The 12,970-nt window shown below is 36.8% G+C and carries 9 protein-coding genes; 1 reads left to right on the forward strand and 8 read right to left on the reverse strand.

Features of this window, described 5'->3' with window-relative positions; all coding sequences use genetic code 11:
• Positions 1-2: 2 nt before the first annotated feature.
• From ACL2XO_RS18640 to ACL2XO_RS18675, 8 genes are all read right to left on the reverse strand, one after another.
• Positions 3-2,090, reverse strand: a complete 2,088-nt coding sequence (locus tag ACL2XO_RS18640; RefSeq protein WP_413741263.1) for a hypothetical protein — start codon at positions 2,088-2,090, stop codon at positions 3-5.
• 235 nt (positions 2,091-2,325) lie between these two features.
• Positions 2,326-3,396: a glycosyltransferase gene (locus tag ACL2XO_RS18645; protein ID WP_413741264.1), complete on the reverse strand. Its 1,071-nt coding sequence runs from the start codon at positions 3,394-3,396 to the stop codon at positions 2,326-2,328.
• Positions 3,393-4,199 (reverse strand): glycosyltransferase, encoded by an 807-nt coding sequence (locus ACL2XO_RS18650; protein ID WP_413741265.1) that lies wholly within the window; start codon positions 4,197-4,199, stop codon positions 3,393-3,395. Before ACL2XO_RS18650 ends, ACL2XO_RS18645 begins: the two co-directional genes overlap by 4 nt.
• 15 nt (positions 4,200-4,214) lie before the next feature.
• Positions 4,215-5,321: an EpsG family protein gene (locus ACL2XO_RS18655; protein ID WP_413741266.1), complete on the reverse strand. Its 1,107-nt coding sequence runs from the start codon at positions 5,319-5,321 to the stop codon at positions 4,215-4,217.
• 64 nt (positions 5,322-5,385) lie between these two features.
• On the reverse strand, positions 5,386-6,270 hold the full coding sequence (locus ACL2XO_RS18660; protein ID WP_413741267.1) for a glycosyltransferase family 2 protein: 885 nt from the start codon (positions 6,268-6,270) through the stop codon (positions 5,386-5,388).
• A gap of 81 nt (positions 6,271-6,351) precedes the next feature.
• Positions 6,352-8,526: a tyrosine-protein kinase Wzc gene (gene wzc / locus ACL2XO_RS18665; RefSeq protein WP_413741268.1), complete on the reverse strand. Its 2,175-nt coding sequence runs from the start codon at positions 8,524-8,526 to the stop codon at positions 6,352-6,354.
• A gap of 12 nt (positions 8,527-8,538) precedes the next feature.
• On the reverse strand, positions 8,539-8,973 hold the full coding sequence (locus ACL2XO_RS18670; RefSeq protein WP_413741269.1) for a protein tyrosine phosphatase: 435 nt from the start codon (positions 8,971-8,973) through the stop codon (positions 8,539-8,541).
• A 4-nt stretch (positions 8,974-8,977) separates the two neighbouring features.
• The gene (locus tag ACL2XO_RS18675; RefSeq protein WP_413741270.1) at positions 8,978-10,099 is read right to left on the reverse strand and encodes a polysaccharide export protein; all 1,122 of its coding nucleotides are present in this window, start codon (positions 10,097-10,099) and stop codon (positions 8,978-8,980) included.
• A 1,172-nt stretch (positions 10,100-11,271) separates the two neighbouring features.
• On the opposite strand from ACL2XO_RS18675, the gene ACL2XO_RS18680 reads away from it, so the two are divergent.
• Positions 11,272-12,852 (forward strand): TerC family protein, encoded by a 1,581-nt coding sequence (locus ACL2XO_RS18680; protein ID WP_413741271.1) that lies wholly within the window; start codon positions 11,272-11,274, stop codon positions 12,850-12,852.
• Positions 12,853-12,970 lie beyond the last annotated feature (118 nt).

Consider the following 12,970-nt stretch of genomic DNA (forward strand, 5'->3'; position numbering starts at 1 on the left):
AGTTAAAAAATAGCAAACCCTAGCTCGTTTACTGATACAGTTGAGGTTATTCGTTCAATTTTAATTGAATATTTTATAAAATTTGTATTTGACTTAATTCTACGTCTACCAACAGTGCTAGCTATGGGTGAATTTTTATTTTTATAAAAATTGTTCATCTTTTTATTGTTATAAACATCTTTATAGTCAAAAGAAAAAATTTGGTTGTAATTTAATGACTCCTTATTAATATCATAGCATTCCAACTGAATCGTGATTTTTGGAGCATTTTCAATTTCATCGGTTCTAAGGCAGCACCATAAGCTGACAATTGAATTTGGATTAACTGAAATAAAGCTTTCATTTTGAATAATACAAAATAAATCTCCTGTTTTCCCAGCTTTTGTTTTATTCTCTGGGATGATTTCTAAAAAACCATTACTAGAGGTAGTATTCCAATTTGTATTATTACAAGTTATTTTCCATTTTTTATTATTAATATACTCATCAAAATTCCTTACTTTTTCATTCCAAATTTTTAAATTCTCGAACACATTATAAGAAGTATTTGGTATTTGCGGATAAGGATCCTTGGCATATCCACTCGCTTGAAACTCGCCTTCCTCATCGCAAGTCATTGAAATTTTTTCATTAATAGCCGGATATTCATGTCTTATTTCGAAATCTTTTAGAGAAACTGTAACTCCATCTTTTAACTTGAAAAGTGGACGAGAGGGAGAATTTAAAACATTATGATCATTGGCACGAGGAAGGATAATAGCATTCGAAATCATAACTGTTATATTATTATTTCTATTTTTGCAGTTTATTATATAGCCATCCCATTGTTCAAAATGGCAGGCCATGAATCTTATACATTGATACCCTGCTTTAACGCCAATAAAAATAATATCTTGACCCGTAAAATCAAAGCTACAATTTATAAAATTAAAGTCAAAACCAGCTGAATTGATATATATATTACTTAATCCACTACCTGCAATGACGCACCCATCGTACGAAATCTTTTCGCCACTATTATTATTAATACCAGATGTTACGATATTATATTTATTTGACTCTAATCTACAATCACGGTGGCTAATTAAAAATGTATCAAAATTTTGATAAAGATGAGCAATTCTCCATCCACTGATCACAACATTATTTGTTTTTACATCCCTACATGGAGACTTAGAGCTTTGCGTATTACCGATAGAAAGAGCAGCTGCATTTGAAGTTTTCCGGCCTTCCCCAACGATTGTTATCACACCGTTCAGCCCATTAAGGCAAGGGGCAGAATTTCCTGGCATTTTCAGGAAATCCTGAGCTAATTGAATTTCGGTATTGATCGAAAACCCAATATTAATATTTTTTGCGCGAGAAAAATCGAACGTGACACTACCTAATGATTTTATTTGTATAAAAGGATATAGTACTACCGTTGAAAGCATCGCATATGAGCCAGCTTTGATATTAATAAATGGTAATTCATATGCTTTACCTGTTTTATTCGCAATCGCAAGAATAAGATCAATAGCTCTTTGTAAAGGAATACTTTTATCTACATCGCCAAAATCACACCAATTAAAATCAATACAGTGTCGCTCAGTTCTTTTCCATCGTTTGCCTGATAAAGTTACGAAACTTAAAATATCATCCCCTTTAGTAACAGTGTCATTGCTGTCATGCCACATTTCACTGACGCCTTCAAATGTCGGGATTATCTTTCCTTGACTACTTGGATAGCTATTATTGTTTAGGAGTATTTTTTGCCCATGATACAAAGGTTCAATGCTTTTAAGTTCCTCAACGGTGTTACATCCTCCAATATATTTGTAGCCATCAGGCTGTTTTAGTATATTTTCAATTTGTAAATCAATTAATTTTTCCTTAATAACATCCTGATCTTGAAATCCCGATGTATGTGCAGTTTTTTGTTGTTCGAAAGTCTCTGGTAAGCCTTTACTTACGGATTGAACCTTGTTTTCTCCATACACATTATCTGTAATTAGAGAATTACCTATAAAAAGAAGCCCTAATTTCTTTGATAAATTTAATAAAAATAGGCGCCGTTTTATTAATACTGATGGTTTCTTAAACAGAAACATGTTCTTCTCCAATTGTTTAGTTTTGAAGATAGAGTAAAATAGATTTATCAAAAAAATTTTTATTGAGAAATTTGAATATTTATAAAGTAAAATCACTAAACTTAAAGCTATAAAATAAATATTATCTCAAAATGTAGTCAAGCTATTAACTGATATACAAACATCTATAAATTGCCATTTTATTTATTGGCGATATGTAAATTTATCTTTATTTCATGAGCAATGTTCATTTCTTTTAATTGATTTTATAAAGTTGATTTGTTAAGTCAATCATTCGATCATCTGTAAAATTTTTCAGGAAAAAATTATTGCCAGCCTTTCCAAATTGTTGCAATTTTCTTTTATCAAGACTTAGAATTATTGAGGCAAGAGAATTTTCATTTTCATTTTCAAAGAAAAGCCCTGTTTCATTTTCTTTAACCACTTCTATTAATGACGTCGAATCACTAGCTATTATAGGCAAAGAATAATTCATCGCTTCTAAGGGTACCATTGCAAATCCTTCCCAACGACTTGGTATCACAAGAGCATCAGCCTGCTGAAGGTACTCAACGATTTCGCTATTTTTTAGCCATCCTTTATATATTATATTTTTTTTAATGAGCTTCTCTCTTTTTCCATTTTCACTATCACCAATAATAATAAGTTTAAATTTATCTTCCGGAAGTAGTTGCATAGCCTTTTCAAGAATATCAATCCCCTTTTGAAAATCCAATCGTCCTATAAACAACAAATTTAATGCGAAATCATCATTATAATTTTTTTCATAAAATACTGGCTTTATGCCATTATATATGAGTACAATTTTTTTTGGATCAAGACCTGCTCGCTTTGCAGCTTCAGCTTCAAATTGACTAACACATATTATTTTTTCGGTAATAAAAGACAAGTACTTTTCTATATTGATATATATTTTATTTTTTAGCTCAGTATTTTTCATCAAAAAGCTAAACCCATGTGGACAATAGATTATTTTTGGTCTATAAATTGGACGTGCGAAAAATAATACTATACGGCATATTGCTCCTGAAAAAGTACTATGCAAATGAATGATTTCAGGTTTATAAGTTAATAATACTTTTATGAAATTGATTGTTAAACGAATCAGTGAGGAAAAATTACGTCCGGTCCTATTATAAAAATATATATTATTTTGATTTATTCCCTCTAGCTCTGAAACTTGTTGTTTTGGTATTAAACATTTAACGTTTGTCAAATCTTTGTCAGCAAGTTGTGATGTAACCAATTGCCTCATAACTGTTGCGACGCCACCTTTTATGGTTTCAGCCACATGAAGTACTTTCATTTCCCCTGCTTCCTTATTAAACTTCTGATGAACATTGTTGTTTTGCGCCCAACAAGTAAAAAAACAGATGCTCGTAAGATGCCATAATAGGGATAAATTCCGCGTCGGTAAATCTCAAAATTATTAATTATAATTTTCAACCTATTATAAACTTGCACTCTTCTCTTATTAGATGAAATGCTCGAGTAATTTACTTCATATTTTAACAAAACCTTAGGTATGTTATGCCCTTTCCCATATTTAAGTAGTCTAAAAAAAAGGTCATAATCTTCACATGCCTGAAAAGATTGGCTATACAGGCCAGCTTTATATAAAGCTGAACAACGCATCATTACTGAAGGATGAACGAAGGCATTATTTATAAACATCTGATTGGAAATATTTCGGTAATCTACGGGTGTTTTATTTATAAATAAGAATTTACCATCTTGCGTTATAAATTCTGCCCATGTTCCTACAATCACTACATCTGGATGCTCATTCAAATATTTTACTTGAGTTTCAAATCTATCAATATGAGATATATCGCCTATATCTAACCTGGCGACATATTCATACTCTTTTATTATTTGTACAAGACCTATATTCAGGGCATTTTCTATACCAACATTCTCTTCAGAACGTATAATTACTAGATTTGAATACTGGTTAAGCTCATTCCCGGTTTCATCTCTAAAGCTAATTTTGCTTCCATCGTCAATAATGAATATATTTGCATCTCTTGGCAAAGTTGAAAATGTTTTCAATATGTCTGAAAGCGAAGAATTATATGTGGGAATTAATATTGCGTATTTTTTGTTCATTGTTTTATCTTTAATTTAAGGAGTCCCGAAATACCATTTTGAATTATATATAATGAATAATAGTATATTCGATGCAGGTAATAATATCATTAGCAAAGTGTTAAATATATTACGACTATTCCCTTTCTTAGCAAGTAATGCGATAAATATTGGTATGAGAAACCACGAGTATGCAGCGAAACGATCATAATATGGCATAAATGAAAATATATTCATTAAACAATTTAATGTATAAAAGGAAACCAATAGTGTTTTTACTTGATCATCACCCCTCATTTTTTTATTTGATAGTCTATACAATAGATATGGAAAAAGAGAAAATAAAACAAAATCAGGTCGAAAGCCAACAACATAATCCGCTGATTGATTGAAATATAACTGATAGCGAACATCTAATGTATAGACATTTACATAACCTGCTATCAATTTCTCAAATACGTTTGCAAACGATAAGATTAGTGTAAAAAGCCATGCCAATCCTACTATTTTTGATAATTTATTTTGGTTAATATGAAGGAATATCGGTATATATAGGGCCAAAAGGACTATTGCTGTATTATGAAACATAACAGCAATAAATAACCATATTAGACTATGTGTTTTCTTCTTTTCAATAATGTAACTAAAAAAAATCAACATAGCACCCAACGCTAGTCCTTGCCTAATTCCTAAAGCAGTATATGAAGAGAAGTAGGGATACATTGTATAAGAAATAATTGCTATTGAACCATAAGCTAGACCAAGTGTTCTCACGCAACCAACTGCTACCATTATAAATATCAGCCCTGATATAAATGAAAAATAAAAATGAACATTTGATACTGTATGAGCTAATATCCACGATAAAATTTTGAAACCTGGCATATAACCAATACTATACGGATCGTTGTATGCTTGTACAAAGCTCCAATTTACTAATTTGCTAAAGTAATTTGCGTAGTCTAGTGAGTCGGAAAATATTTCTTTATTATATGCTAAAATAATAGTAAAGAAGAAACAATAGATCACAGGGAAAATCAAAATATCATTATAATAGCTTTCAGATTTCGCATTTTTTAATATTATAAATATAATAGAAATTATTGATATAGTTGTGAATGACAAATAAAATATAGTCTGCATCTCAAGATAACCAATATTATTAATTATGTACGAAGAGATTATGCATAAATTTATGTCATTTGAATCATTCTAAAAATCTGTTCAATTTATTTTTCAAATTAAATAAAAATATTTTCATCCCGGCTTTAGGCGCATTCAAAAGTAACGTTTTTAATGCGCCTATTTTATCACCTTCATTTAGATACTTAAACGGTAAAATATAAGCATTAAAACAGGAAATCTCTCTTTCCGTCAGGTATCCCTTCATATCTTTAACCCAAAATTTTGAATAGCTTATAGACTCTTTTTTTACTGAGATATTAACATTATGACTGACATGATAAATGGATAAAGACTCATTAATCATTATGAAATCGAAACCCAAAACGCTCGCCCTAACGCAAAAATCTAAATCTTGGTGTCGTCTATAATTTTCATTAAAGAGAATACTTAATGCATATTCTCTTTTCAAAACAATCGTGCTAGTTTGGATCATTCCCGCATAGCCAAACATGTACAACGCAGCAGATTGACCGTCTCTTATCGGATGTTTTGGTAAAATGCGATTACTTTTTTTTCCATCGGAGATAATTTCAATTTGACTGTAATATATTTTTTTGTCTGTTTTTTCTTTTAATATAATGTCTTTATATTTTAACAGCTTATCACGTGCCCATTCATCGTCAGAATCGAGAAATGCAATATATTTTCCTGAGGATTTTTTAATTCCATAATTACGTGCCGCCGCTCCATTTTTATTTTCCTCGAAATGATGAATCTTTATATCCAAATTAAATTTTCTAAAATCTTCTATCACTTGAGCTAAAGATAAAAAATCATCCGAGGCATCATCTACGACGATAATCTCAAAATCCTGCGTTGTTTGTTTTTGAATAGATTTCAGTGTCCTCGCAATTGTTTTCGAAGATTTATAAGTAGGAATAACAATAGAAAAAAAAGGTTCAGACACTCTTTGCTCCAGTCCAATACAATAATCTATGTTGTGATATTCAAATTACTCGTTTCACTTCTAACCCTAATGTATCCAAAGTTACTCTTTTTTTGAGTCGTATGTATAATGGTAATAGCCATATTCACCATAATAGCTACTGGCTTTCTTCTCGATCGCGTTCAAAATAACACCTTTGATTTGGGTGCCAGTAGTTTCAAATCTTCGAATACATACTTCCATCTCCTTTATTGTATTAACTCCAAATCTAGCTACTAATAGTGAGGTGCCAACGTACCTTGAAATAATAGATGCGTCAGTGACAGCTAAAATTGGGGGTGTATCAATCAATACTATTTCGTAATTTGCGCTAGCCCAATCCAAAAGGTCTTTAAAGTTTTTTCTCATTAACAGCTCTGAAGGATTTGGAGGAATAGAGCCCCTAGAAATGAAATTCAATCCTTCGATTGTTGTTTCTTTGATTGCTGTAACGTAATCACTTTGTCCTGAAAGAATTTCTGACAAACCCTTATCATTTTTAATGCTTAATAATTCATGCGAATAACCTTTTCTCATGTCAGCATCAATGAAAAGGATCTTTTTTTGGCTTTGTGCAATTACAGCAGCTAAATTCATGCAAACAAAAGTTTTTCCGCTAGCAGGACTCGCCCCTGAAATTAGAATGACATTATTTTTTGCCTCAACTAAGGCAAAATGAATACTAGTTCTTAAACTTCTGATTGCTTCCATAGCAAGGTCCGTCGGATTTCCTACGGCTAGCAATTCAACTGTTCTGGTATTGCTTTTTACCCTATGTCGACTCAAAAACAAATCGTTGTCTTTACTCTTTTGCCATTCGGATAAAGGAATACTAGCATATACACTAATCCCCCTTTCTTCCAAAGCATCAGGACTTTCTATACCACGGTGTAATATGCTCTTTATTAAAACAAAAGTAATTGATAATATAGCACCTAATAAAGTCGTTATTAAAATTATTAGAGTTTTCTTTGGCTTAACCGGAGACGGATCTGTCATTGCAGGATCAACAATACGAACATTGCCAACGGTGCTAGCTTTATTAATGCTTAATTCGGATTGCTTATTAAGCAGTTGCATATAAATTGCCTGTCCAGACTCAACATCTCTTGTTAGTTTTATTATTTCCTGTTGAGTCTTTGGCATATGGTTAACACGTTGATTTAATTTTTCTTTCTCATCTTCTAATGTCTGTCTTTTCTCAAGCAACGCTTTATATGCCGGATGTTCCTTTGTGTACAACTGTGAAATTTCTGCCTCCTTGAAAGTTAATTCATTAAGTTGTGCATCAGTAGCTGCAATGGTATCTAAAATTGATTTTGCTTCGAGGGGTACGTCCACTGAATCGTTTTGCTGCCTGAATAAATTTAATTTATTTTCAGCTTCATCAAGATTACTTCGGACGATTGGTAGTTGTTGTTTCAAAAAGCTTAAACTTTTCGCTGCTTCTTCTGATTTTCTCTCAATATTTTGCATTAAATAATTAGTCGTAATACTGTTAAGTACTCGTTGTACTTGATCTTTGTTATCGCCAATTAAACTCAGCGTAAGTACTCCAGTATCTTTTCCCTTATCTTGTACTGTGAGTGAGTTAAGCAAATTGTTATATTGTGAAAGCTCAGAATTTCTTACTATTTCGAATTCTGTCCCAGAATCCGCTTTTATTCCAGTAACAAGTATATTATATTCAGAATTTTGATTTTTTTGCCCCAGTTTCCCATTAACAATAGTGCCGTTAGGAGATTCCAAGGTAAAATTTTCGCTATCTTTAACCTTAAGTATGAATGGCTGTCCATATAAGGATGGGTCGACATCAAAATTACTCAATACTAGGTTTGCTGGCTCTTTATTTAAGATACGCGCTAATCCTTTACCAATAACGGGGAAATATTTCTCGCTGATTGTGGTTTCAAGTCCTAAATCTTTTATGGTTTTACCAAGAATCATCCTAGACTGGATTAATTCAATTTCTGTAGTAGATTCAGGCTGATTATTTGGAAGCATTTCAGCTATATTTGTTATTAAAGAAGTGCTTGTATTTTTTTCAACCTGCACTAGCGAATCAGCTTGATACATAGGCTGCGCAAAAATTGAATATAGAATAGCTACTAACGCAAATAATGAGGTTACCCCAATTATTAGCCAGCTATTGTCAATCAATGTACCAATCAATCTAGCGGTATCGAATACATTGTTGTTATCGTTGCTCGCAGTCGTTATTGTTTGTTTTTCTGACATTAGTTTTCCCAACTATTTGCCCAACACTTTGGCCCATTGATATGCTGATTTATCTAACATATTAAAAACAGCTTCAAAAACTTCCTGGTTTTTTCGATAGGGATCATAGATTTCTACATCTTTATCCCAATGTCCAAATAGCATCGTTTTACCACGTATCTCTGGAAATAAATTACAAAGAGAAGCTAAATGTTTTTTTTCCATTACTAAAATCAGGTCATTCCTTTTACACATTTCGAATGTAACTTGTCTCGCAATGTGACCTTCAAGTGAAATGCCATGTTGTTGAGCTACTCTTTGCGCTGTGTCGTCAGCACTGTGACCAGCTACTGCATTTAACCCTGCTGATTCAACAATTTTATATGAAAGATAATTTTTCAATATTCTTTCACCCACCGGGGAGCGGCATATATTCCCTACACAAACTACTAATATAGAATCAAACATTTTTTCACCTATTAGCAGTGTCACTTATGTTGTTAACTCCTGATATGGTAGGTACAAGTTGCGATATTACGCGATTCCAGCGAGCCACTGGAGCCGTGGTCACATATACTACGTCGTAAGGCTGTAGTTGAAATTCTGTTCCAATTACAAGAGCGGTAGCATCTGCTGTGTCCAACTGGTATATATTAGCAATTTTGCCTCCTTGCTTACCTCGTAACGGCCTGATCACAAATATACCCGTAGCGTCAGCTGTAATCTGATTTACACCCTCTGCATTACCCAATGCTTCCGTTAATGTCATACCACTTCGATCCATTTTGAGCGTTGCTTGCTTATTAACTTCACCCATGACAAACACTTTCAAATCATCATTTCTTGGAATAAAAAGAATATCACTCGGGTAAAGTAAATGATTTTGAGTCAAATCCCCGTTTTGCATTAGTGCTTGTAACGAGATAGATTGTTCCTTTCCGTCATGGGTTAAGATAATATCACGCCAATCTGCGTCTACAGTTAGACCCCCTGCATTATTAATGGCATCTAGCACGGTCAAAGGAACATTCGTAATCGGTTGTGGACCAGATTTCAAAACCTCACCTGTAACATAAGCTCTCTGAGATCTAAAGGTGGCAATACTCACGTCCACTTGGGGACTTTCGATATATTGTGCTAGTCTATTCGAGATTTCATCCCGCACTTGGCTAATAGTTCTGCCAGCTACAGCAACCCTTCCTATGTAGGGATAAAATATTGTGCCATCCGAATGAACCCAATTCCCTGCATCGCTAGCACTACGATATGTTCCAGCTGGGGTAGTCAATTCAGGATGATCATATACAGTGATCGTAAGTACATCTCCCGCGCCAATCCGATATTCATACTGTTGTATTTGTTGTTCGAGTGAGGCATTTGCTTTGGCGATATTCGGTTTCGCTCGCATATCTTCAACCAGTTTTGGCGTTAATGGGAAAACATTAACAAAACGGCTAATATCTATGTTCGAATCGTCTTGCTTTATCACCGTTTTGCCACTTGTCGTCAAATTCATACCCGGAACAACCGTACAGCCACTGATCATGCTCAGAGACACCAAAAGCGGCATCAACTTAAGTTTTGTTTTCATCATTGAGTTATCGTCACTCTCGTTGTTGCTCGGCTAAAAAGCGTATCCATGTCTTTGATACCGCCTTCCGAAAGGGGGTTAGTGCCAAAAAGGTCCCAAAACATCGCGCTATGTGTCCAGGTACTTCGGTTGCAAGGGTTGTTCCGTGTCATCGCCTCACATCTCTTAAGAACGTCATCCACTGTAAAGATAGAACTACTTGAGCAAATATAGCTGAAAAATACAACTATAGAACTTATCATTATGATCCTGTTTGATCTAGCGCTCAAGCACGGCAGCGCTTGGCGGAAGTATTATCGGTAGGTAGGAGTGAAGCTTTAGTTATGGATTGACTTTGGCCGGCCGTCACTGCGATTGCGACATAACTTAATGAGGACGGTTCAGCGCGTCCGCTCAAACACCGATTATAATTTTAAAAGGCTATGAAGCGGTTTGGCTGTGATGTGCGACACATCATGCCGGCCTGCCAAAGATGAGCAGACTTGGTGTGCAATTGCAGCAAGCCGATTCAGGCTTGTACACTTCAGTGCGCGTGAATTATGCCGAGGCACGCTACCGCCCTTGGCTTGCAGCAACCAATGCGCACTTCTTCATCTCTCACAAAACTGCCTTTAGTTGTTGCTTTGCTATAGGCTGTAACACCATCACAATGTTAGCTTTGTCACAAATCCAATCTGCCTTAGCGTTTTTTTATTCAAAAAAGACAGTATTGGCACAACATATGCCTCATCATTGTTATACTAATTATTAATTATCTCTTTACAAGGTTTCCATGTCCACTGCCCTGAGTTTTAGGAATAAGACTACCCGTTTCGGTAGAAGTGACTGGCGCAGAATGGTGTTTTACTTACAAAAAGTGGGCGTTTATTGCCGGACCTCCTTGAAAAATAACAAAAACTTATTATATCCCTTCCTGTGGCCTGTTAAAGGCCAATGTGGATTAAGGTTTTTTTTAATTCAAGTTTAGAATGATTAATATACAAACCATTCACTAAGATTTAATTGTAGCGAGTTACAAATCAATAAATGAACTTAATTATTTTGTCATTAGCCTTTCATAGTGATCAAAATCGATTAAAAAATACCCAATTTTGATTAAGCAATTATTGAGTTTTCTCCGGTTAACTCCCATCATTCCCTTCTGAACCGCTAATACATAAGGTAAAACGCCGATTATGGAATGGATCGCTGATCCGACAATGTGGGCCGGTCTGGCAACGCTGATAGTGCTGGAGCTGGTGTTGGGCATCGACAACCTGGTGTTTATCGCCATTCTGGCGGAGAAGCTGCCCGCGGGTCAGCGCGATCGCGCCAGATTAGTGGGATTGGCCCTGGCGCTGGTGATGCGGTTATTGCTGCTGGCGTCCATGTCGTGGCTGGTCTCTTTGACATCTCCCCTGTTTAGCGCCCTGGGGCACCCCTTTAGCCCGCGTGACCTGATCATGCTGGCCGGAGGTATCTTTCTTATCTTCAAAGCCACCATGGAGCTTAATGACCGGCTTGAGGGCAGTGACGAAGAATCAGAATCGGAGCGCAAAGGAGCGCGATTCTGGCCGGTGGTGGTTCAGATCGTTATTCTGGATGCGGTATTTTCCCTGGATTCGGTGATTACCGCCGTGGGCATGGTGGATCATCTGGCGGTGATGATGGTGGCGGTGGTGGTGGCCATTGGCGTGATGATGCTGGCCAGCAAGGCCCTGACCCGCTTTATCAATGCTCATCCCACCATTGTTATCCTCTGTTTGAGCTTTTTGCTGATGATTGGCTTTAGCCTGGTGGCGGACGGCTTCGGTTACTCTATTCCGAAGGGTTATCTGTATGCCGCCATCGGATTCTCCATCGGGATTGAATGTCTTAATCAGCTGGCGCAGTTCAACCGGCGGCGCTTTTTATCTTCCTCGGTGCCGTTGCGCAAGCGTACTGCCGAGGCGGTATTGCGTATGCTGAACGGTAAGCATGAGGAAGCGGAGCTGGATGCCCAGTCATCGTCGTTAATCGCCGATAACGAGGGAGAAGGCCAGGAGGTCTTCAATGAGCAGGAGCGGCGCATGATTGAGCGGGTACTGGGCATGGCACAGCGCACCGTCAGCAGCGTGATGACCTCTCGCCATGATATCGAGCATATCGATTTGCGGGATCCGCCGGATAAAATCGTTTCCCTGCTGGAAAACAACCAGCACACCCGGCTGGTGATTACCGAGGATTCGGCGTCCAATGAGCCGCTGGGGGTGGTACATGTGATTGATCTATTGACCCAGCAGCTGCGTCAAGAGCCGTTGGATATCCGCTCGCTGATCCGCCAGCCGTTGGTGTTTCATGAGCAGTTGTCGCTGTTGCTGGCCCTTGAGCAGTTCCGCGAGGCCCATACCCATTTTGCCTTTATCGTCGATGAGTTCGGTTCGGTGGAGGGGATTATCACCCTGAGCGATATCATGGAGACCATTGCCGGCAACCTGCCGCTGGAAAATGAGGAGATGGATCCCCGCCATGATATACGGCAGCACGACGACGGTACGCTGATTGTCAACGGCTACCTGCCGCTGGAGGATTTGGCGGGGTATATCGATATTTCCCTGGCCGAACGGCGGGAGTATCACACCCTGGCGGGATTATTGATGGAGCATAGCCAAACCATTCCCCAGGTGGGGGACCGGATTTCTATCGATAATTACCTGTTCGACATCCTGGAAGTGGAGAGCCACCGGATTTTGAAGGTGCTGATTACGCCGGTGAGCGAAGCGGAGTACGAAGTGTAAGCTGTCGCGATGGGCATGCCGCTACCTTTATCTTCGGCACAGCCTGCGGGGGATAAAATTTATCACCCGGCGATACGCTGATTGCCGGGTGATATGGTCGAGCTGTGACACTGTGGGC

Origin of the sequence: Sodalis sp. RH15 (assembly GCF_047324255.1) — a bacterium.
Taxonomy (GTDB): domain Bacteria; phylum Pseudomonadota; class Gammaproteobacteria; order Enterobacterales; family Enterobacteriaceae; genus Acerihabitans; species Acerihabitans ligni.

Bases quoted from the DNA above. Each gene is read 5' to 3' on its own strand.
- ACL2XO_RS18640 (WP_413741263.1), bottom strand. From the start codon at position 2,090: ATGTTTCTGTTTAAGAAACCATCAGTATTAATAAAACGGCGCCTATTT.
- ACL2XO_RS18645 (WP_413741264.1), bottom strand. From the start codon at position 3,396: ATGAAAGTACTTCATGTGGCTGAAACCATAAAAGGTGGCGTCGCAACA.
- ACL2XO_RS18650 (WP_413741265.1), bottom strand. From the start codon at position 4,199: ATGAACAAAAAATACGCAATATTAATTCCCACATATAATTCTTCGCTT.
- ACL2XO_RS18655 (WP_413741266.1), bottom strand. From the start codon at position 5,321: ATGCAGACTATATTTTATTTGTCATTCACAACTATATCAATAATTTCT.
- wzc (WP_413741268.1), bottom strand. From the start codon at position 8,526: ATGTCAGAAAAACAAACAATAACGACTGCGAGCAACGATAACAACAAT.
- ACL2XO_RS18670 (WP_413741269.1), bottom strand. From the start codon at position 8,973: ATGTTTGATTCTATATTAGTAGTTTGTGTAGGGAATATATGCCGCTCC.
- ACL2XO_RS18675 (WP_413741270.1), bottom strand. From the start codon at position 10,099: ATGATGAAAACAAAACTTAAGTTGATGCCGCTTTTGGTGTCTCTGAGC.
- ACL2XO_RS18680 (WP_413741271.1), top strand. From the start codon at position 11,272: ATGGAATGGATCGCTGATCCGACAATGTGGGCCGGTCTGGCAACGCTG.